At 43.2% G+C, this 21708-nt stretch carries 25 protein-coding genes; 4 read left to right on the forward strand and 21 right to left on the reverse strand.

Going from position 1 to position 21708, the window contains the following annotated elements; genetic code table 11:
• Positions 1-324: 324 nt before the first annotated feature.
• The 16 genes from lysA to spoIIM all read right to left on the reverse strand — a co-directional run bounded on the left by lysA (position 325) and on the right by spoIIM (position 14400).
• A complete protein-coding gene (gene lysA, locus ACOJQI_RS15240; protein WP_421379355.1) occupies positions 325-1632 on the reverse strand; it encodes a diaminopimelate decarboxylase in 1308 nt (435 codons plus the stop codon).
• Between the two features lie 77 nt (positions 1633-1709).
• Complete coding sequence (locus ACOJQI_RS15245; protein WP_421379357.1) at positions 1710-3194, reverse strand: spore germination protein; 1485 nt, start codon at positions 3192-3194, stop codon at positions 1710-1712.
• On the reverse strand, positions 3184-3756 hold the full coding sequence (locus ACOJQI_RS15250; protein WP_421379359.1) for a stage V sporulation protein AE: 573 nt from the start codon (positions 3754-3756) through the stop codon (positions 3184-3186). Before ACOJQI_RS15250 ends, ACOJQI_RS15245 begins: the two co-directional genes overlap by 11 nt.
• 20 nt (positions 3757-3776) lie before the next feature.
• Complete coding sequence (locus ACOJQI_RS15255) at positions 3777-4199, reverse strand: stage V sporulation protein AB (RefSeq protein ID WP_421379361.1); 423 nt, start codon at positions 4197-4199, stop codon at positions 3777-3779.
• Positions 4189-4809 (reverse strand): stage V sporulation protein AA, encoded by a 621-nt coding sequence (locus tag ACOJQI_RS15260; RefSeq protein WP_421379363.1) that lies wholly within the window; start codon positions 4807-4809, stop codon positions 4189-4191. Before ACOJQI_RS15260 ends, ACOJQI_RS15255 begins: the two co-directional genes overlap by 11 nt.
• Positions 4810-4970: 161 nt before the next feature.
• The gene (sigF, locus tag ACOJQI_RS15265; RefSeq protein ID WP_421379365.1) at positions 4971-5732 is read right to left on the reverse strand and encodes an RNA polymerase sporulation sigma factor SigF; all 762 of its coding nucleotides are present in this window, start codon (positions 5730-5732) and stop codon (positions 4971-4973) included.
• A 12-nt stretch (positions 5733-5744) separates the two neighbouring features.
• A complete protein-coding gene (gene spoIIAB / locus ACOJQI_RS15270; RefSeq protein WP_421385483.1) occupies positions 5745-6185 on the reverse strand; it encodes an anti-sigma F factor in 441 nt (146 codons plus the stop codon).
• A gap of 1 nt (position 6186) precedes the next feature.
• Complete coding sequence (spoIIAA, locus tag ACOJQI_RS15275; protein ID WP_421379367.1) at positions 6187-6537, reverse strand: anti-sigma F factor antagonist; 351 nt, start codon at positions 6535-6537, stop codon at positions 6187-6189.
• Between the two features lie 130 nt (positions 6538-6667).
• Positions 6668-7831, reverse strand: coding sequence for a D-alanyl-D-alanine carboxypeptidase family protein (locus ACOJQI_RS15280; protein WP_421379369.1), 1164 nt, complete (start codon positions 7829-7831; stop codon positions 6668-6670).
• A 403-nt stretch (positions 7832-8234) separates the two neighbouring features.
• Positions 8235-9545, reverse strand: coding sequence for a pyrimidine-nucleoside phosphorylase (locus tag ACOJQI_RS15285; RefSeq protein ID WP_421379371.1), 1311 nt, complete (start codon positions 9543-9545; stop codon positions 8235-8237).
• 57 nt (positions 9546-9602) lie between these two features.
• Positions 9603-10418 (reverse strand): purine-nucleoside phosphorylase, encoded by an 816-nt coding sequence (locus ACOJQI_RS15290; RefSeq protein WP_421379373.1) that lies wholly within the window; start codon positions 10416-10418, stop codon positions 9603-9605.
• Positions 10419-10420: 2 nt separating this feature from the next.
• Positions 10421-11614, reverse strand: a complete 1194-nt coding sequence (gene deoB / locus ACOJQI_RS15295) for a phosphopentomutase (protein WP_421379375.1) — start codon at positions 11612-11614, stop codon at positions 10421-10423.
• A 248-nt stretch (positions 11615-11862) separates the two neighbouring features.
• Positions 11863-12756 carry a site-specific tyrosine recombinase XerD gene (gene xerD, locus ACOJQI_RS15300; protein ID WP_421379377.1) on the reverse strand — a complete coding sequence of 298 codons (894 nt, stop codon included), beginning with the start codon at positions 12754-12756 and terminating at the stop codon, positions 11863-11865.
• 6 nt (positions 12757-12762) lie between these two features.
• Positions 12763-12993 carry a YqzK family protein gene (locus tag ACOJQI_RS15305; protein WP_421379379.1) on the reverse strand — a complete coding sequence of 77 codons (231 nt, stop codon included), beginning with the start codon at positions 12991-12993 and terminating at the stop codon, positions 12763-12765.
• Between the two features lie 186 nt (positions 12994-13179).
• Positions 13180-13632 carry a Fur family transcriptional regulator gene (locus ACOJQI_RS15310; protein WP_421379381.1) on the reverse strand — a complete coding sequence of 151 codons (453 nt, stop codon included), beginning with the start codon at positions 13630-13632 and terminating at the stop codon, positions 13180-13182.
• 111 nt (positions 13633-13743) lie between these two features.
• Positions 13744-14400: a stage II sporulation protein M gene (gene spoIIM, locus ACOJQI_RS15315; protein WP_421379383.1), complete on the reverse strand. Its 657-nt coding sequence runs from the start codon at positions 14398-14400 to the stop codon at positions 13744-13746.
• A 158-nt stretch (positions 14401-14558) separates the two neighbouring features.
• On the opposite strand from spoIIM, the gene ACOJQI_RS15320 reads away from it, so the two are divergent.
• On the forward strand, positions 14559-15131 hold the full coding sequence (locus ACOJQI_RS15320) for a GNAT family N-acetyltransferase (protein WP_421379385.1): 573 nt from the start codon (positions 14559-14561) through the stop codon (positions 15129-15131).
• Positions 15132-15264: 133 nt separating this feature from the next.
• Entirely contained in the window at positions 15265-16716 is a 1452-nt protein-coding gene (gene hpaB, locus ACOJQI_RS15325; protein ID WP_421385484.1) for a 4-hydroxyphenylacetate 3-monooxygenase, oxygenase component, read from the forward strand.
• Between the two features lie 41 nt (positions 16717-16757).
• Here hpaB and ACOJQI_RS15330 read toward each other — a convergent pair whose 3' ends face one another.
• Both ACOJQI_RS15330 and ACOJQI_RS15335 read right to left on the reverse strand, forming a co-directional pair.
• Positions 16758-17924 carry an endonuclease Q family protein gene (locus ACOJQI_RS15330; RefSeq protein ID WP_421379387.1) on the reverse strand — a complete coding sequence of 389 codons (1167 nt, stop codon included), beginning with the start codon at positions 17922-17924 and terminating at the stop codon, positions 16758-16760.
• Entirely contained in the window at positions 17921-18475 is a 555-nt protein-coding gene (locus tag ACOJQI_RS15335) for an NUDIX hydrolase (RefSeq protein WP_421385485.1), read from the reverse strand. Before ACOJQI_RS15335 ends, ACOJQI_RS15330 begins: the two co-directional genes overlap by 4 nt.
• A gap of 186 nt (positions 18476-18661) precedes the next feature.
• On the opposite strand from ACOJQI_RS15335, the gene mciZ reads away from it, so the two are divergent.
• A complete protein-coding gene (gene mciZ / locus ACOJQI_RS15340) occupies positions 18662-18802 on the forward strand; it encodes a Z-ring formation inhibitor MciZ (protein WP_421379389.1) in 141 nt (46 codons plus the stop codon).
• Between the two features lie 68 nt (positions 18803-18870).
• Entirely contained in the window at positions 18871-19794 is a 924-nt protein-coding gene (locus tag ACOJQI_RS15345) for an aldo/keto reductase (protein WP_421379391.1), read from the forward strand.
• A 100-nt stretch (positions 19795-19894) separates the two neighbouring features.
• On the opposite strand, the gene ACOJQI_RS15350 is transcribed toward ACOJQI_RS15345, so the two are convergent.
• The 3 genes from ACOJQI_RS15350 to ACOJQI_RS15360 form a co-directional block, all read right to left on the reverse strand.
• Positions 19895-20422 (reverse strand): GrpB family protein, encoded by a 528-nt coding sequence (locus ACOJQI_RS15350; protein ID WP_421379393.1) that lies wholly within the window; start codon positions 20420-20422, stop codon positions 19895-19897.
• Positions 20422-20673, reverse strand: coding sequence for a DUF3886 domain-containing protein (locus ACOJQI_RS15355; protein ID WP_421379395.1), 252 nt, complete (start codon positions 20671-20673; stop codon positions 20422-20424). The genes ACOJQI_RS15350 and ACOJQI_RS15355 overlap by 1 nt, the downstream gene beginning before the upstream one ends.
• Positions 20674-21037: 364 nt before the next feature.
• Complete coding sequence (locus ACOJQI_RS15360; RefSeq protein WP_421379397.1) at positions 21038-21700, reverse strand: CoA transferase subunit B; 663 nt, start codon at positions 21698-21700, stop codon at positions 21038-21040.
• Between the last annotated feature and the right edge of the window lie 8 nt (positions 21701-21708).

Genomic DNA, 21708 nt, shown 5'->3' on the forward strand with positions numbered 1-21708 from the left:
TTGTGCATGTACTGCACAATGTTTTATATTCTTTTCCGTGATCATGTTAACCGATTATTATCTTACTAAAATTAAGCAAATTATTCAACATTATTCGCATTTATCTGCCAGAGAGCGGCACATCAACTTGCGAAAAACATCCAGTAAATTACGCCCCATCCAAGAGAAAGGATCAAGAACAGGATGAATAACATTATATTTTTCTTTCTCATAATCGTGCAGCTCCTTCTATGGATTTAAAAGATCGGCAAGGGGTGACACCCTTTCGAAAAGAAACAAAAAAAGAGACAGACACAGCTTGCTGTCCGCCTCTGCTATAAGATATTAGTCGTTAAGGGACAAGTCCAGCTTAACAAGGTCTTCAAAGCTTTCCCTTCTCACGACAAGCCTTGCCTCCCCGTTTTCCACAAAGACCACCGGCGGTCTGGGAATCCTGTTATAATTATTCGCCATTGAATATCCATAGGCACCTGTACAGAAGACAGCGAGGATATCTCCCTGTGTCGATTCAGGAAGCGGCAGATCCCATATAAGCATATCTCCGGACTCACAGCATTTACCCGCTATCGAGACCGTTTCCTGAACCGGCTGCCCTGCTTTATTTGCAAGGATTGCTTCATATTTAGCCTCATATAATGCAGGACGGATATTGTCACTCATGCCACCGTCTACAGCCAGGTATTTTCTGATATTCGGCACCTCTTTGCTTGAGCCTACACTGTATAGAGTTGTCCCGGCATCCCCGACAAGGGAACGGCCGGGTTCAATCCAGATTTCCGGCATATCCAAGTTGAAATCCTCAGCCTTTTTTCGTACTTCCGAAATAATTTCCTCGACATATTGAGAAGCTGGAATTGGATCATCTTCAGCAGTATATCTGATTCCAAAACCTCCGCCAAGGTTCAAAACCTCCGCTGAGTAGCCATATTTATCTTTCCAGTCAGCAAGCTTCCCGATAATTTTACTTGCAGCCAAAACGAAACCTGTAGTTTCGAATATTTGGGAGCCAATGTGACAATGAAGCCCAAGCACATTCAGGTAGTCAGATTTTACAGATCTCATCAGTGCTTCCTCTGTCTGTCCATTTTCCAGACCAAAGCCGAACTTGGAGTCCTCTTGGCCTGTCAAGATATAGTCATGGGTGTGAGCCTCGATTCCAGGTGTTACCCTCAGAAGAATATCCATACTTTGTCCCATATCTTTACAGACATTTTCCAACAGCTGCAATTCATAGAAATTATCAACAACAATACAGCCGATTTTATGTTCAAGAGCCATACGCAGTTCATCTTCACTCTTATTGTTTCCATGGAAATGGATACGCTCTGCAGGGAAACCTGCTTTCATTGCCGTGAAAAGCTCTCCTCCTGAAACAACATCCAGAGACAGCCCTTCCTCATTCATAAGTTGAAAAACAGCCACTGACGAGAATGCTTTGCTGGCATAGGCAACCTGTGCCTTGATTCCAAGCTTTTCAAATGTATCTTTAAAACCTCTTGCTCTTTCCCTGATTAATTCAACGTCATAAATATAAAGCGGTGTTCCATACTCTTTCGCCAACTCAACAGTGTCGACTCCCCCGATTTCAAGGTGATTCTGACCGTTGATCCCGGCTGTTCCGTTAAAATGCATTCTTCTCATCCCTTTGACAACTTTATCGCTTTAGTAATTAAAAGTAAATTTATCACAGAATGAAGAGGGTTGCAATCCTAACGGGACTTTGCGGGCTGTTTATATTTATTTCTGGGCTGAACGATACTCGGCCTGATTTTTGACCCAGGAACTGAGCGCCTGATAATGATTTGCATAAATGCTTTAGGGCTGAATGGCAGGAAAGGCCATAAATAAGGTGTGTTTAATGAGCGTATTCTTACTAACAACAGGAAGAATACGGTTGTTCCGATTACTAAACCAGGAATATGGAACAAAGCAACTACTATTAATAAAGCAAGCCTGAATAGTTTATTGGCTACACTCAACTCGTAACTTGGTGTAGAGAATGTACCAATTGCAGCTACTGATACATACAAAATGACCTCAGGGACAAACAACCCTACATCAATGGCAATTTGGCCAATCAATACAGCTGCGATTAACCCCATTGCCGTTGAAAGCGGTGTCGGGGTATGTATGGCGGCCAGCCTCAAAAATTCTATACCCAGATCTGCCATTAACAACTGTACAATGACCGGTATATTCGTTTCCTCATTCGGCCCTATAAACTCTAGCTGCGGCGGGAGCAGGGAAGGATCCAGAACAAATAAATACCATAGCGGCAGCAAGAATAAGCTGGCAATCAACCCCACAAATCTGGCCCATCTGACAAATGTACCGACTGCAGGCGACTGACGGTATTCTTCCGCATGCTGCATATGATGAAAGAATGTTGTCGGTGTTATGATTACACTCGGTGAAGTATCGACAAATATGAGTACGTGCCCTTCAAGCAAATGGGTGGCACCGATGTCAGCCCTTTCTGTATATCTGACCAGAGGATATGGATTGTACCCTTGTTTAACCAGAAACTCTTCAACGGTTTTATCCGCCATTGTCAATCCGTCTATCTTTATATTCTTTAATTCCTGTTTAATGACTTTGATTAGTGAAGGATTGGCAACGTCATCTATATAGGCGATTGATATATCCGTTTTGGACCTTTCTCCAATCCTGAAAATCTCGAATCTTAAACGGGGATCCCTAATCCTTCTTCTTGTCAAAGCAGTATTGACTATAATATTCTCCACATACCCATCGCGTGAACCGCGGACAACTTTCTCTGTATCCGGTTCCTGCGGCTGTCTTCCGGGATAGCTCCTCACATCCACAATCAGCGCTTGCTGCTCACCTTCCACTACAAAAGCGATAAGCCCGCACAACACCTCATCAACCATTTCTTCAACTGTTTTAACCGGCTGGACCGACTGGTGCGGAATCCGATTTTGGACAATTTCATACAGTTTGGAAGAGAGGCGTTCATGGTCATTTACCTCGACGAGATCTTCAACGATTCTCATGATAAATTGTGTGTCACATAATCCATTAACGTAATAGAAATGAACATCTTTTTTAAGGATCTTCAGCTTCCTAACACCAAGATCAAAACTCGTGTTCAACCCTGTGGTGTCAATCATCAGTTTTTCCAGCTGTCCGAGGTCTTCCGGTATAGGCGTTTTTTCTCTTTCCTTACTTGGCATGATAACCGCTCCTTTCAAGTATGATTTCTATTGCCTTTTTTGTTATAGGAGCTCCACGAGAAAAATGGTCTTTTTTTGCCATTTTCCCAATATCTCCAATACCGACGACAATCGGCAGGTTTAATTGGTCCAAACAGTATACTGTGTCACCATTCAGCCTCCCTATTTCATTTTCCGGGACACCGAATTTATCCACCCCATAGGGAGTAAGCTCTCCAAATTTATCCACGCAAACATCCACCTTGGTCCATTCAGCCTGTCTAGTTTTGGACGCCACAGCGATGGCTCCAAGAATGTTAAATTCATTGCATCCGGCAACGTATTTCATCGCTGTTTCACCGCTGCCTTCCCCAAGAAATCCACTGTCATCAAACATGACAAACACCAAATCCCCTTTTGCTGACTTAATCAACTCAACTATTTCACGCCCTTTAAGTACCGAGGGGTTCCCTTGAGACCTTGAGATGCAGCGGGCACCATATTGCTTTGCCGCTGTTTCAATTGCTCTTCTGGCATATTCATCTCCATCAGTGACGAGTATTACATTTTTCTTTTTTGCCATAAGAGCTCTCCTTTCAAGGTTTATAGGCGGACGAAATAGATCCAGTGAAACAGTGACCCAATTACTTTTCCAAGTACGATGGCCATTAAAAGAGTAATGATGCGGTCATTGATCCCGATTCTCTTTGTGAGAATCGGCAGGACATTCAACACTTCCGTCAATGCAGCTGCAAGCATTCCTACAAAAATACCGCTCAGCAGCCCCATCGGAACAAGAAAAAACGGCGAAAATGCAAGAGTGAATTCATTCAGACTGAAGATGCTCCCTATCACTGCACCAAACACGACGGCCCATTCATAGAAATGAATCATTTTCATTGTTTTTGTCAGCTGGGTCAAACGGGGGATGATACCAAGCACCGTTAAAAAAGCTACTAAACCAGAACCTACAGCAAGTCCTCCGGCAAGCCCGACGAAACCTAACAAAAGGATGTTAATGGTCATCGAGATGCTTCATGCTTTCCTTATTTTCATGCATAATCACATATTGATCGAGGTCCTGCTGATAGTTGAACATTTCGACTTCAAGCGGGCTTGGTTCTTCATTGATTCTTTTCCGGAACACATGGTTAAAAAATAAAATCATCCCTAAACCCAAACCGAAGGAATAAGGAACCTGAAACAATAAGGGATGCGGGTCTTCCTTACCTGTCATCATCAGATAAAGGCGCTGATGCACTTCTCGCATACTTACATCTTCATGAAAATTCATGATTGCCATGGCAGCACCGATAAAAAGCAAGAGCCAGACAGCAGCAAACAGCGCCGGCGATACCTTTTTCCGCTTATACACCACTTCAACAATGGTCTGGGAAGGACCGATCGTTTGAACATCCACATCAGGAAGCACCGCTTTAATCTGCGAAATCACTCTCATCAGATCAAGAATGATGATGTTCTTATCCTCTTCCGTCACCTTATGGAGAACGATCTTCCGAATGTCCTGAAGATAATGTTCAGGGGCGATGATCTGGGCAGTATTTTCAAGCAGGATACTGCTTTCCGGTCTTACCTGCAGCCTGTGCCTCAGCCGAATATATACTGATCCTTCCATCCTTATCACTCCCTGGTCAACATTATTTTCCTGCTTGTATAAATAGTATGGATTTCAGACAAAAATTTCATGAAGCCAATAATTGCTAACTGTGTTAATTTGCTGGTTTTTTGGCTGAAAACAAAAAGGAGCAAACCACCAAAGGCGGTCTGCTCCATCATTTAAGTCAAATTCATTTTTTCTTTCATATTATGAAGTATTTTTTTCTCCAGCCTGGAGACCTGGACCTGGGATATTCCCAGCCGGTCAGCGACTTCAGACTGGGTCTGGTCCTTGTAGTAGCGGAGGTAGACAATCAGCCGCTCCCTCTCATCCAATTCCCTTATTGCTTCCTTCAATGCAATTTTATCGAACCATTTCTGGTCTGAGTTGTCGGAAATTTGATCGAGGAGGGTAATCGGGTCACCGTCATTCTCATATACAGTCTCATGAATGGATGATGGTGCCCGGCTTGCTTCCTGTGCCATGACGATTTCTTCCGGCGATAGTTCCAGGTGAGCCGCAATTTCATTGATAGTCGGAACTCTGCCCAGTGTTTTTGATAATTCATCTTTTGCCCTGCGGATCCGGTTCCCCATTTCTTTCAATGACCGGCTTACTTTTACTGTGCCGTCGTCTCTTATAAACCTTTGGATTTCACCAATGATCATCGGAACGGCATAGGTTGAAAACTTAACATCGTATGACAGATCGAATTTATCCACTGATTTTAATAGACCGATACACCCGATTTGGAAAAGGTCATCGGGTTCATAGCCCCGGTTCAAGAAGCGCTGAACTACCGACCATACCAGTCTCATATTCTTTTGGACAATCGTATCCCTGGCTGACTGGTCACCTTCCTGGCTGCGCTGTATGAGCTCTTTAACCTCTGTATCCTTTAAAAAGCTCTGCTCTTTGTCCTTCTTAACTTCCACATCCATAAGCATGGCTCCTTAATTGCATAGCGCTTTACTGTTAGCTAAATGCTTTTTTAAACGAACGGTTGTGCCTGCTCCCGGTTGCGAACTCACTTCAATTTCATCCATAAAGTTTTCCATAATTGTAAAGCCCATTCCAGATCGTTCGAGCTCCGGCTTGGTTGTAAATAACGGCTGGCGGGCTTCCTCTACATCCTGGATGCCGATACCGTCATCCCTGATTTCCATATCAATAAAGCCGTCTTCCATTTTAACTGTGATATAGACAAAACAGTTTGGGTTGTTATCATAACCATGAATAATGGCGTTCGTCACAGCCTCTGAAACCACGGTCTTGATCTCAGTCAATTCGTCCATCGTCGGATCAAGTTGAGCGATGAAAGAAGCTACCGTTACCCGTGCGAACGATTCATTTTGGCTTACTGCACTAAATTGGATGTTCATTTCATTTTTCATCTTATGCAACCCCCAAACTTTGTAATGCATTTTCTTCAGACGGCTCTAAACGAATGATTTTGAATAGACCTGACATCTCAAATAATCGTTTGACTGCCGGGGATATTGCACAGACGACCATTTCTCCATGTTTTTGCTTGATTTGCTTATATCTTCCTAAAATCACACCAAGACCCGAGCTGTCCATAAATCCGAGGGCTTCCATATTCAGTACGATGTGCTTTATTCCATGCTCTTCAATCAACTGAGAGGCTTGCTGCCTCAACTGTTCTGCTGTGTGGTGATCCAGTTCTCCGCTGAGACGAATGCAAAGAACATCACTTTTAACTTCTAGACCAATAGTAAGACTCACTATTCACAGGCCTCCTTCTCTGTCGTATAGTGAGTCAATTCTACTTAGTATTCTAAATTTCCTTCTACAAGACAAAACTAGAAGAAATTAGACATTTTATGCTGATTTTTTTATAAAGGAGGCATATATTCTAGTTTCCGCTTTTGGTGAACATGCCGAACGCACGCTTGTATAGCTGCCAGAAGCTTGCCTGCGGGACATCTTCTTTAGCAATCAGAGGTGTTTCGGAAAGCTGTTTTCCATCTTTTTCGATGACCAGTTTGCCGATTGTGTCCCCTTTTTTGACTGGAGCCTTCAATTTATCAAGCTTCACTTTTTTCTCAATACCGTCAAGCTTTTCACCTTTTTTCGCCAAGAGTGAGATAGGTTCGTTCGTCATCGCTTCAACTTCTTTTGCTTTTCCTTTTGAAACTTTCGTTTTGCCCACACTTGCTCCTTTTTCAAACAAAGGTTTCGTCTGGTACTGGCTGAAGGCATAGTCGAACATTTTGCTGATTTCAGCATTTCTGTCTTTAGGTGTCGGCTCTCCAAATACAACTGCAATGACTCTCATATTATCTTTCTTGGCTGTCGCCGTCAGACAATATTTTGCCTCGTTTGTGAATCCGGTTTTCAATCCGTCCACTCCCGGATAAAAACGAACCAATTTATTTGTATTCACAAGCCAGAATTTTTTATCCGAATCTTCACGCAGATAGGACTCATATGTTCCAGTAAACTTGGTGATTTCTTGATGTTTCAATAACTCCTTGGCCATCATCGCCATATCATGTGCTGAACTAAAATGGTCACTTGCCGGCAGTCCAGTCGGATTTTTGAAGTGAGTATCCTTCAGTCCCAAATCCTTCACTTTACTGTTCATTTTTTCTACAAATCCTTCTTCACTGCCCGCAATATGCTCTGCCATCGCAACTGATGCGTCATTTGCCGATCCGATAGAAATGCCCAGCAGCATTTCTTTCACCGTCATTTCTTCGCCGGGCTCAAGGAAAATTTGCGAACCGCCCATTGATGCAGCATATTCACTGGTTCTTACTTTGTCTTCCCACTTGATTTGGCCTTTTTCGATTGCCTCCATAATCAAGATCATGGTCATGATTTTTGTCATGGATGCCGGCGGCAGTTTTTCATGACTGTTTTTATCATATAAAACTGATCCAGTGTCTCTTTCAATCAAAATAGCAGATTTGGCACCTGCAGCTAATTCTGTTTGCTTCTCCTCTGCCGAAGCAAACGGAGCAAAGGTGGAAGTGATCAATACTAACATAAGGATGGCCGATATCATTCGTTTCATTCCAGGTCCTCCATTCAATGTAAAAATTTCATAACAGGCATAGCCCCATTTTTTCCATCCTTATCTTTTTTATACAGTGATTTCCAATGATTTTTAAATTAGAATCGAGACTAAATAGAAGTTCTGGGATTTCCGCTCCAGGTGCACGACTCCGCGGGGCTCGCGGTGAGCTTCCTCGGCTTTGCCTGTGGGGTCTCACCTGTCGAGCTGATCCCGCAGGAGGTCGTACACCTTCCGCTCCAACCCTACATGTTTCGTGCTGCTTTCTTAAATAGTCATTTATCCCTTCAAGTTACTTCTGTTTATAAACGGTTTGATTTTTATTAAAGATGAACCTCGAAATTGACAAAAAAGAAGGCCTGAATCATTATGATTCGGCCTTCTTTTTTTATATTGAGTGGAATTATTCTGTTTCTTTAATTTCCCCATGAACGAGAACAGGGGCTTCCACTTTGCTTTCTGTCACTTTAATGCTTTCGTACAGTTTATTTTGCACATCTTCTATGTCTTGAGTGTTGCTGTGGATGGTGACAAGGGATTCGCCTTTTTGGACTTTGTCGCCAATTTTCTTTCTGAGCTCCAAACCTACCGCTAGATCGATTTCTGATTCCTTAGTAGCTCTCCCTGCCCCAAGCCACATTGCGGCAGTGCCGACTGAATCGGCAACGATTTCCGAAACATATCCGTCTTGTTTTGCTTCCAGTTCGAATACATGTGAAGCTTTCGGCAGACGTTCAGGATCATCCACTACAGTTTCATCCCCGCCCTGTGATTTCAAGAAGAGTTTGAAGCTGTTCAACGCTGAACCATCCTTCATGGCCGAGATTAATTTTTCACGTGCTTCTTCCAATGATTCCGCTTTATCGGCAAGGTAGACCATATGGCTTCCAAGAGTCAAACAAAGCTGAGTCAAGTCTTCCGGCCCTTCACCTTTCAAAGTATCGATGGCTTCTTTTACTTCAAGGGCGTTCCCGATAGCAAACCCAAGGGGCTGGCTCATATCTGAAATGACGGCCATCGTTCTCCGTCCGACATTATTCCCGATGTTGACCATCGCCTGTGCCAGTTCTTTGGAATCATCCAGATCTTTCATGAAGGCTCCTGCCCCTGTTTTTACGTCAAGGACGATGGCATCGGCACCTGCAGCAATTTTTTTGCTCATGATGGAAGAAGCAATTAAAGGAATGCTGTTGACCGTTGCAGTCACATCACGCAGTGAATATAATTTTTTGTCTGCTGGAGTAAGATTCCCGCTCTGCCCTATGACAGCAATTTTATTTTCATTCACAAGCCGGATGAATTCATCATTATCGATTTCCACATGAAAGCCTGGTACTGCTTCTAATTTATCGATGGTTCCCCCAGTATGCCCCAGGCCGCGCCCGCTCATCTTGGCTACCGGAACCCCGACTGCAGCTACAAGCGGTCCGAGTACTAAAGTGGTTGTATCGCCGACTCCCCCTGTTGAATGTTTATCAACCTTGACTCCTTCAATAGCTGATAAATCGATTTGATCTCCCGATTTGACCATGGCCATGGTCAGATCGGCTCTTTCTCTTTCAGACATTCCCTGAAAGAAGATTGCCATTGTCAAAGCACTGGCCTGGTAATCCGGAATGCTTCCATCGGTGTACCCTTCAACAAAAAAATTGATTTCTTCTGAGGTCAGCTCTTTTCCATCGCGTTTCTTCTCAATAACATCAACCATTCTCATTTCCATTCACCTCAAAACATAGTGGTCATACAGATTCTATCCTGTAAGTATTCTTTCTTACATTGATTTAACAATTGATTTTACATAATCAAGGAAATTTGCACGGACCTTTTCGGTTGTCTCAATCACTTCATCGTGGGTAAGAGGCTGATCAAGGATTCCTGCTGCCATGTTAGAAATGCAGGAAATCCCCAAGACGTTCAACCCTGAATGTCTGGCCACAATGACTTCCGGCACAGTGGACATTCCCACTGCATCCCCTCCCAGTGTCCTGAGCATGCGAACCTCGGCCGGTGTTTCATAAACAGGACCGGTGTTGCCAACATAAACGCCTTCCTGTACTTTCAGGGAGAGCTTTTCTGCTACTGACCTTGCAAGCTCCCGCAAAGATCTGCTGTAAGCTTCTGACATGTCCGGGAATCGGACACCGAGGCGGTCATCGTTAGGACCGATCAGCGGATTTCCTCCCATATTATTGATATGATCGGAAATAATCATCAAGTCACCAGGTTCGTAGGATTCATTCACGCCGCCTGCTGCGTTCGTTACAATCAGGGATTCCACTCCCAGTTCCTTCATGACACGCACTGGGAATGTCACTTTATCAAATCCATAACCTTCGTAATAGTGGAATCTCCCTTGCATCGCAACAACTTCTTTTCCAGACAGCTGTCCGAATACCAATTGGCCTGCATGCCCTGCTACAGTCGAAACAGGGAAATCAGGTATTTCTTTGTACGGTACGACAACCGGATTTTCAATCTCTTCTGCAAGTACGCCCAATCCAGAGCCCAGAATCAGGCCGATTTCCGGCTTTCCTGTATATTTATTCTTCAAAAAATCTGCTGCATTCTCTATTTGTCCAAATTTCATGTTTATGACTCCTTAGTGATTTCTTTCAAGAAACTTTCTCCATATTTCGGCAGCTTCACATTGAAGTTGTCTGCCACTGTTGCCCCAATATCCGCAAACGTCTTTCGGACCGGAATCTCTTTCCCGCCGCTCATCCGCTTAGAATAAACGAGAAGAGGAACATACTCTCTTGTATGGTCTGTTCCATGATGAACCGGGTCATTTCCGTGATCCGCTGTAATGATCAGCAAATCGTCGTCCGTCATTCTTTCAAATACTTCCGGAAGACGGGCGTCGAATTCTTCCAATGCTTTCCCGTAACCTTCTGGATCGCGGCGATGACCGAACAAGGCATCAAAGTCTACCAGATTCAGGAAACTCAATCCTGTAAAATCTTTTTCAAAGGAATTGACCATTTGATCCATTCCGTCCATATTATGCTTGGTCCTCACTGATTTCGTTACACCTTCGCCATTGTAAATATCAGAAATCTTCCCGAGCGCGATGACATCATATCCTGAATCCTTGAGTTCATTCATTACTGTTCGCTCAAATGGCTTCAATGCGTAATCATGTCTGTTTGATGTACGCTGGAAATTCCCTGGTTCACCGACAAATGGACGAGCAATTACCCTTCCAACCAGGTATTTCTCTTCTTTAGTCAATTCTCTTGCAATTTCGCAAATCTTATATAGCTCATCAATAGGAACAATGTCTTCGTGTGCAGCGATTTGAAGCACAGGGTCAGCGGATGTATAGACAATCAGCGCGCCTGTTTCCATATGTTCTTTCCCAAGCTCCTCGATGATCGCTGTTCCGCTTGCCGGCTTATTGCCGATGACTGGCCTTCCCGTTTTTTCTTCCAGTTCCTTTAATAGCTCTTCCGGGAAACCATCTGGATATACTTTAAATGGCTGGCTGATATTCAGGCCCATGATCTCCCAGTGGCCTGTCATCGTGTCCTTCCCTACAGAAGCCTCTTCCATTTTTGTGTAATAAGCCAAAGGCGTTTCCTGTTTTTCAATACCTTTGATTTCACGGATATTGGATAATCCGAGCTTAGCTATATTAGGCATATTCAATCCGTTCATATGTTCAGCGATATGTCCTAAGGTATCCGCACCTTCATCGTTGAATTCTTTCGCATCCGGTGCTTCCCCGATCCCAACAGAGTCCATGACAACCAGATGGATTCGTTTGTATGTATAATTGCTCATTTGTCTCTTCCTCCTTCATTGATTTATTGCTTCTTTGGATAAGGTTATTGGCATCTTTTATCCATTCTTAAATATAGTCATTAATAGGTTTATAATACCCTGTTTACCCTCTCATAACCAAAAGAAGATTTGTCAGAAGTCAGACAACCTTATTTTAAATCTGCTGTCCTGAAAATACAAGCGTTTACATGCCTGTTGATGTCTTCTATTCTTCTGTTTGCTATTTAAAACAAGAAAACCGCCGGCCTTTAGGCCCGCGGGTGAAATTTCGAATAGACATCTTTCATCCTTGTCTTTGTCACATGGGTATAAATTTGAGTTGTGGATATATCCACATGTCCCAGCATTTCCTGCACTGCCCTTAAATCAGCTCCATTTTCAAGCAGATGGGTTGCAAAGGAATGCCTTAAGGTATGCGGTGTGAGCTCCTTTGAAATCCTGGCTTCTGCAGCCAGTCCTTTTAAAATCTTCCAAAACCCCTGCCTGGACAATCCTTTTCCATGATGGTTCAAAAAGAGGGAATCATCTTTATGCTTTTTACTGACCAATTTCGGCCGGCCTTCCAACAGGTACTTTTCAAGCACTGAAATGGCCGTCTTTCCTATAGGGATGATCCGTTCCTTGTTCCCTTTTCCTATACATCTGACAAAACCCATTTTCAGATGCACATCCTCCATTTTAAGCCTGATCAACTCAGATACACGGATTCCAGTCGCATAAAGGACCTCGAGCATCGCTTTATCCCTGATTCCAAGAGGCGTACTTTCCTGAGGTGCTTCCAGCAAAGCTTCCACTTCATCTATACTGAGCACTTTCGGAAGTGAACGCTCCATCTTTGGAGACTCTATATGTATAGAAGGATCTTGATCTGTCACTTTTTCACGCAGCAGGAACTGGTGAAAAGACCGTATGGAAGCCACATGCCTTGCAATCGTCTTCGAAGACTTCCCCTCATTTTTCAAGTGGCCGAGAAATCCTGTAATATTGACTCTTTGTACTTCGTTCCAGTTTTCTGCTGAGTCCACTTTTTGAATGAATTTCATGTAATTTTTCAAGTCTCGTTGATAGGAATCTACTGAATTTTTGGCCAGACCCTTCTCAACAATCAAAAAATGGATAAAATCTTGTAGTCGGCTCTCCAAGCTTCATTACTCCCCATTCATGTAAAAAAGTAATAGCCGGTCAGTCCAGCTGCGTTCCTCCTCTGAAACAGTCTGGAATACCTTGACGGCAGCACCTTCCGGCTCATCATACCTGTGATAGCTCTCATATTCTTCACTTATACACATAATACCATAGTAAAAAAGAATCGTAGAGCCCGTAAACAATATAAATACTTTAATTGTGTGCCAAATTGTTTTCATGCCTGTTTGAATCATACGCCTGTCCTCCAATAACGTTCTTTCTAACAAGCTATGACGAAAATGGCGTGATTTATACCATGCCCTTTTAAAAATTCTAGTTCTTTTCCGAAAACAGTCACTGCAGGTACAATAGACACCAACTAAATAAAACAAAAAGAACTGACAACATACTGGCCAGCTCCCTGATTTCTAATCATTTTCTTATTCATTATCTGATTTATCCTGGCACCTGTAGCAAATGCCATGAAATGTAAGGCGGTGATCTTTTATTTTAAACTTCCAATCTCTTTCAACAACCGCTTCCACGTCTTCAAGAAGATCTTCTTGGATTTCATCAACAGCTCCGCATTCTATGCACACCAGGTGATGGTGAAAATGAGCGGCTCCTTCTTGACGGAGATCATACCTCGATACACCATCGCCGAAATTTATTTTGTCTACAATCTTCAATTCTGTCAAAAGCTCTAATGTCCGATAGACAGTCGCTAATCCAATTTCGGGAGATTTTTCTTTAACGAGGAGGTATACATCTTCTGCACTGAGATGATCTTCTTCATTTTCCAACAAAACTCTTACTGTCGCTTCTCGCTGTGGTGTCAGCTTATAGCTCGCAGAAGAAAGCTGCTTCTTTATACGGTCTATTCGGCTTTCCATAATCCGTCTCCCTCCCTCGTCAATGTCTCCATTATTATAACAAAAAGGGAGGAATAAGCAAAATAAAATTATTATAAAGTAGTGTTTATAATTACTATTAAATTACAATCATTATTTATTAGAAAGATTCACCATTGTCTTCATCAAATTCGGAGAAATGTAGGCTTCGATACCAGCGGCTACTGTTACAACTGCAATCGCAAGAACAAATGCCAGCACATATCTCGAAAGCAAGGGCACCATCTGCACTTGCAAGTGCGGAGAAAGTTTCATGAATATCTTACGGATCAATGTCAAAGAAAAGCTGACACTGATTACTCCTATGAAAATGAAGGCCGGAATGATGACAATGTTTTGCGGCAGTACCGTTGCAAATGAAAGCAGAAAACCACTCCACCCCATTTGATTAACTAAAAACCCTACCGAAAAACCGATCACAACTCCCTTCATGAATAACAGGATGAAAATAAGCGGAAGGCCGATAATGGAAATCCCCAGTATCCACATAAATCCTAAATATTTAACATTATGAAGAAAACTCTGCCGGAACAAGTCTTCTGCTGAAGCAATTTTCCCATCTGCTATTTCCCCAAAGAACTGTCCCAGATAAAAATACAAATCTTCTTTTTGAGTAAAGGACAGGCTGTTTACGACAACTGCCCCGAAAATGACACCCATTAAGAACAGAGTCAGTATAAACAAATAGATAGAGGAATGTGACTGTACATGTTCAATTATTGGATTTTTTGCTGAGATTCCCTTTCGCATTGATTTTTCCTCCTAATAGCGTATTACTAGATACTATGTGGTGAATCTAGCAATTATGTCTATTCGAGAATAGAGTTCACGTCTGATATTTATCTTTAAGGGGTATTGCCGCCTTCTGCTGAATTCGATATAATTTTCTGATAATCAGGAGGGATACAATGGACCGAATACTGCTGGACTTTCCGGAGGTTATCGAAACAGACAGGTTATACATAAAACCATGCAAGCCCGGAGACGGGGTCATGGTCCACAAAGCTATCAATTCTTCTATTAAAACCCTGGCGGAATGGATGCCGTTTGCCCAAAAGGAACCGACCATCGAAGAAGTTGAGAAAGGCATACGGGAGTCATATGCTCAATTTATTTTAAGAAAAGATTTCAGGCTGCATATATACAAGAAAGACAGCGGTGAACTCGTGGGTTCAACGGGATTTCACCGTTTGGACTGGAACACAGGGACTATTGAAATCGGTTATTGGGGGGTCTCCTCCCACAGTGGTAAAGGATATATTACAGAAGCTGTTAACGAGTTGACCTCCTTTGCCCTTAAGCACATTGCTGTTAATCGAGTGGAAATCCGCTGTGATGAGTTGAATCTTGCTTCCCGGAGGATACCTGAGCGGCTCGGTTATAAGCTGGAAGGGATTCTTCGGAAGAACTCATTAAGCGCGGATGGCAAGGAGCTTAGAAACACTTGCATTTATTCAGTTTTGGCAGATGAATGGGACTGAAGTAAAACAGCATTTTAAAAAATGGAATCTATATGGCCTCCTATGGTTTATGCCCGAACGGACAATAACAACAGGGAATATAATGAACCGACTAGTACTGTTGCAAACTTTTAAGAACGGGGGGATGAACCACTTGGGAGCCATTAATGGAAAAACATTTATCAACCGGCTTAATCGAATGAATACTGAAATTTGGTACAATGGTAAGAAAATTGAAGAGAACATTTCAGAACACCCTGCATTCAAAGGGATTGTTCAAACAAAGGCTTCCCTGTACGACCTTCAGACAGATCCTGAACACATAAAAGAAATGACATATCTTTCCCCGGCTACAAATAATCTTGTCGGCCTTTCTTTTCTGCAGCCAAAGACGAAAGAAGATTTGTTAAAGAGACGAAGTATGATTGAACGCTGGGCTAGACATACAGGCGGGATGATGGGCAGAAGCCCTGACTATTTAAACACTGTCATCATGAGTTTTGCTTCATCGGCGAATATCTTGAAAGGAAAAGAGAATTGTTTTCCTGAACATTTCCTGTCTTTATACGAACTCGCAAGGGAAAAGGACTTATCTTTCACACATACTTTTGTAACCCCTCAAGTCAACCGGTCACAGGGATATTTTGATGATGACTCCGATCAGCCAATATCGGCAAAAGTGGTGGGAAAAAATGAAGAAGGCCTTATTATCAAAGGAGCCCGCCTGCTGGCAACACAAGGAGGTTTAAGCGACGAGGTCCTGGTCTTCAGTGCCCCAAACAAACTTTTATACGAAACCGGAGAGGCTTTCGCCTTTTCAATCCCTTCTGATACCAAGGGATTAAAGTTTATTTGCAGGGAATCTTTTGTTGGCGGCAGTTCCCATTTTGATTCCCCCCTCAGCTCACGGTTTGAAGAAATGGATACGATTCTAGTGTTTGATGACGTCTTGGTTCCCTGGGAGCGTGTATTTTTTTATGATAATCCCGACGCTTCCAACACCTTGGTGTTACAAAGCTCTTTCCATGAATTCGCCTCTCATCAAGTGCTTATCAGGCAGATCGTAAAGACGGAGTTCATTCTCGGGACAGCCCAATTGATGACGGAAATGATTAATGTAAGCGAATATCACCATATACAAGAAAAACTTTCTGAAATCATAATCGGCCTTGAGACGATGAAAGCCCTTCTTGAGAAGTCAGAGAACGATGCAAAGCTTGATGAATGGGGGTTCATGCGGCCCTGCATCACCCCTCTTCGTGTGGCCAATAATATTTTCCCAAAAATCTATCCAAGGTTTACTGAAATCATCCAGCTGATCGGGGCAAGCGGATTGGTCACTCTCCCGACTGAAGAAGCCTTCCATTCAGAAATAGGACCGGCTCTTGGGCATTATCTTCAAGGAGCCAATCATTCTGCCGAAGACAAAACAAGAATATTCCGTTTGGCCTGGGACCTGACAATGAGTCCATTTGGCACCAGACAAACTCAATATGAACGATACTTTTTCGGCGATCCAGCCCGACTATTCGGAGCACTATACAACACCTATCCCAAACAGGAACACGTGAAGATGATAAGTGACTTCCTAAAATTGAAAAAATAAAGAGAGGACAATGCCTGAATTGCGGCATTGTCCTCTCTTTCTCAGTCTTTGGAAACTCTTCCGTATCTTCCACCCCCGCCAGCATGTATGGACAGTTCACCGGTCCTGGCTTTATGGATAGCTTCTGCAAGCTTTCCTGTCGTTACCTCTGCAATTTTCTCCCTTGGGACAAAGTGCAGTATATCCATTTCAGTACCGAAGTGATCAAGCAGCTTTTCCATGGTCCTGGGACCAAGGCCCGGAATGTATTCCAGCGGGACCTGCGGAATGTACGGGGGTCTGTCAGGACGTGGTATATCCATTGATAAATCGGCGATTCGATGCTTTACTCCCCTTACTCTCTTGGTATGACCACAATCCGGACATTCCTCCGCCTCATCAGGTATGATGACGCCGCAGCTGCTGCACGTTGTTTCATAATATTTTCCCAAAAGAGGATCAAGTCCATAATTTGCGGCAATCTTACGGCCTTCCTGATTCTTTAATGCCATTTCCAGTTCTTTAAAAGAGGGAGCTTCCATCTGAACCGAAGTATATTCTCTTGCAATCTTTGGCAGTGAATGGGCATCCGAATTTGTCAGGAAAGGGTATCCATGAAGTTCCGGGATTTTGTTTGCCATGTCCGTATTACTGCTCAGACCAAGCTCAACCGCATCAATCATTTCAGGCAAGAATACCTCGCTTAATGAAGAAGTTACCCCTTTCCCATAAAGGCTTTTGAAGGGGGTGAAAATATGGGCGGGGATAAAGAGGCCTCCCATCTCCTTCACTGTCTTCTGTAATTCTATTCCTTCTGCATAGATCCTCTGTGAACTGAGATGAATGTTTGTCACCCTGCCGCTCAGCCATTCCGAGAAGGACTTCAACTCCTCTAAGCCTGGAAAATAGGCAAGGACATGGATTGGTCCCTTACAGTTTTCATCATATATTTCCAGTTCACTTCCCGGTATCAGGACCAAGCCGTTCTTGTGCTGAAAACCTCCGTCTTCCAATTCCATTAATTCTCCCTCTTCAATCAAGGACTCTATTTCCTGAATGACTTCCGGAGAATGGCAATCGATGATACCGGTCATATGAAGACCTTTTGGAAAGCCTGAATATCTCAAAATATTATACAGGGTCAAAGTCCGTGATCCGGTAATTTTCACCGCACGGCCGCCGGCAGTCCTTCCGATATGAACATGCAGGTCTGCAAAGTATTCCCTCATTCTCCCTTCATTGCCTCTTTCAATTGAAGGTACTGAACGGCATACGCTGTTTTTGCATCATAAATCCGCTTCTCTTCGATCATCTTCCGGGCTTCCTCCAGGGTTACTTCAAGCAGCTCGACGAATTCATCTTCATCAGCCGCACTGGGCTTTTCCAATTTATAAATATCTTCTGCTATGAAAAGATGAACCAACTCATCAGCGAATCCAGGCGACGTATAGAAAGAAATAAGGGGCTTCATGTTCTTGCATGCATAGCCTGTCTCTTCTTCCAGCTCCCTTTCAGCAGTCTTGGCAGGCTCTTCGCCTTTTTCCAACTTCCCTGCCGGTATTTCCACAATCGATTGCTCCAGCGCCTTCCGGTATTGTTCTACCATTACAATTTTACCTTCCGGTGTCAGGGCGATAACCGCAACCGCTCCCGGATGTTTAATCAATTCCCGCTTGGAAGTTTTACCATCAGGGAGGCTGACTTCATCGACTTGCAAATCAATAATTTTCCCCTCGTAGATTTTCTCTGTTTTTAAAGTCTTTTCTTCGAATTTTTTCATCATTACACTCCTGTTCTGACTCTTTCATTGATTTGTTCATTATATCAAATATTCTTTCCTATCCCTTCCATCCTGCTTCACTCATACTATTTCCTTTTATGAATATAGATTAATCACACACCGGACTTTTTCACATCACCACATATTACTCTGTTTCAGTTTCAAATACGATACGGGGGGTTATACATGAAAGTCACAATTCATCCAAAAGGGTTCATTCTTTCAGGAAAAGCTTGGGAAATCAAAGCAAAGCTGCGAGAGTACTGTAATGAGTTTGAATATGTTCAAGACTGGATTAATGCTGCAAATCAAACGACCAAACAGTAAATTGGTTTCCTCCCTCTTTATCCGGTACAATATCCATAAATGTTCGAATGAAAGGATGGGAGGAAACAATGGAAAATCGACGATTAGGCAACTCAGATTTGTCAGTAAGCAGAATGGGATTGGGCTGCATGTCTCTTGGGAAAAATCCAGAGAAAGCACAGCCTATCATTGAAGCAGCTTTGGACGAAGGCATCAACTATTTTGACACAGCCGACCTCTACTTTTTCGGTGAAAATGAACAGATTGTCGGTAAAGCTCTTAAAGCAGTAAGAGACAAAGTCGTCATTGCCACAAAGGCTGGAAATCGCTGGGATGATGTGGAGGATGGCTGGCGATGGGACCCTTCCAAAGATTATATAAAGGAAGCGGCAAAGCGGAGTTTAAAAAGGCTGGGAACGGATTACATCGACCTTTTTCAGCTTCACGGCGGCACCATCGATGATGCTTCTGAAGAAACGATTGAAGCCTTCGAAGAGCTGAAGCAGGAGGGGATCATCCGATACTATGGTATCTCTTCCATCCGCCCCAATGTCATCAAGCGTTTCTCTGATTCTTCCCATATTGTTTCAGTAATGATGCAGTACAGTTTATTGGACCGGCGTCCGGAAGAAGTATTTCCTCTTCTAAAAGAAAAAAACATCAGCGTAGTAACTAGAGGGCCTGTTGCAAAAGGCTTATTAAGTGAGAAAATGCTTGAAAAAGCTTCCGCAAAAATGGAAGAACAAGGGTATCTTGACTACTCCTACCGAGAACTTCAAGATGTGCTTGGGACCATCCATGATAAACTGGCTTCCGGCAGGTCCATGAATGAAATTGCCCTGCAGTATATCTTGAGCCACGAAGAAGTGTCTGCAGTGGTTCCAGGGGCAAGTTCTGTTGAGCAGGTGCGTGAGAATGCAAAAGCAGCCAAGGCAGACCCATTGACCAGTGAAGAAAGACAATTCTTGAAGGATATCACCAAGGACAGTGTCTATGAACAACACCGTATCTGATAAAGCTCCCCGGCCATTCCTGGATTTTGGAATGGCTTTTTTGCGGAAGGGGGAACCCGTATTACTTTTTTAAATAAAATAACAAAAACACGACCAGTTTCTAGTCGTGTTTTCTTCCCCAATCCATCGCTTTCCTTTCCATCTCCTGGACAAAACTATTCTTCCCTTCTATGTACGCATCAATATCCTCTGGATGCTTGGCAGCCAATCCGCTTTTCAACCTGCCATATTTCTCTGCTTCATCCTTGAATGTTCTCAAGTAATCACGAAAAACCAGGTGTCTTTCAATTTCTTCGCTGCCTGATGGGAAGACATGTACATGGTACAGTCTTTCTCCATTTTCATTTTCCAAGAAAAAGTATCTGCGATTAGGAATGCCATTTTCCCCTTTGGCTATATACCCTAAATCTTCCAACTCTGAGGTTCTCTCATCTGCAATATTTATATCCTGCACCACGATCAGGAAGTCGATAATTGGCTTTGCGGCCAGTCCTTCAACGGATGTTGAGCCAATATGATGAACAACAGCATAGCTTCCGTGAAAGACCCGGTCCAGCCTCTGCTTTTCATGAAAGAATTGATCTTTCCATTGATGGTTATATGGAGTCACCTCCACTTTCCTGGCCACTATTTGAAGTCCTTCCAATTCATATTGGTTTCTCCAAGCAGCTCCTCGAAAGACTTGTTTTTCTCACGCTGCCTTGCTTCTTCCCTTTTTCGTTCCGCTTCCTCTTCTTGTCGGATGCTTTCTGCTTTTTCAAGCTCTTTCTTCTTATCTTTCAGTGCTTGAAACACATCCGATTGCAATGTATCTTTCAACGTCAGTTCATCGTTATTTTTTGAGGATGGACGCTTTTGCTGTCTTTGTTTTTTCTTCATGCCGTTTTCCTCCTTGAGATTAAATAATTCTATACCCTTCATTTTTATAATTCTTGTTTATTGAAAGGCTCTTTTCGTAATAGACTGTTGCAAATGGATGGGTTAGTTGATTTCCGCTCCAGGTGCGCGACTCCGCGGGGCGGGCGCTGAGCCTCCTCGGCTGCGCCTGCGGGGTCTCACCTGTCCCGCTAGTCCCGCAAGAGATCGCAACCTTCCGCTACAATCAGCCCAGTGAAAAAACTATTGCAAAAGCAAAAATCTTTTAAAATGGAGCCATATTAAAAAATGAACACAACCTTTTAACGTAAAATCATTTTATCAAAAATATAAAAAAAGAGAAGCGCTGTGCTTCTCTTTTTGACTATTAAAATGCGTCTGTTTTGAGATTGTCATCGATGATCAGCTCTGGTTCTGTTGTAGATGTCACATCTTCGACTGTATAGCCCTTTGCAACTTCTCTCAGTACCAAGCCACTTTCAGTGACATCAATGACTGCTCTGTCGGTGATGATTCTGTTCACGACACCTTCACCTGTCAATGGCAGGGTGCATTCTTTCAGGATTTTCCCCTCGCCGTTTTTATTGACGTGCTCCATGATGACGATGATTTTTTGGGCTCCATGAACAAGGTCCATGGCTCCGCCCATCCCTTTAATCATTTTTCCAGGGATCATCCAGTTGGCCAGATTGCCTTTCTCGGAAACTTCCATTCCTCCCAAGATAGCTATATTGATATGGCCGCCGCGGATCATGGCAAAGGATTCCGAGCTGTCGAAATAAGCAGATCCCGGAATAGCCGTGACTGTTTCTTTACCGGCATTGATTAAATCGGCATCTACCTCTTCCTCTGAAGGGTAAGGGCCAATTCCAAGCAGTCCATTTTCCGATTGAAGGACAACCTGCTTGTTGTCGGAAATATAGTTGGCAACCAAAGTCGGCATTCCGATTCCAAGGTTGACGTAGAATCCATCCTGTATCTCTTTCTCTGCTCTTCTGGCAATTTTTTCTCTCATTTTTGCGCGATCCATCTTGTTCT

The sequence above is a fragment of the Bacillus salacetis genome (genome assembly GCF_049177075.1).
Lineage (GTDB): Bacteria > Bacillota > Bacilli > Bacillales > Bacillaceae_B > Rossellomorea > Rossellomorea salacetis_A.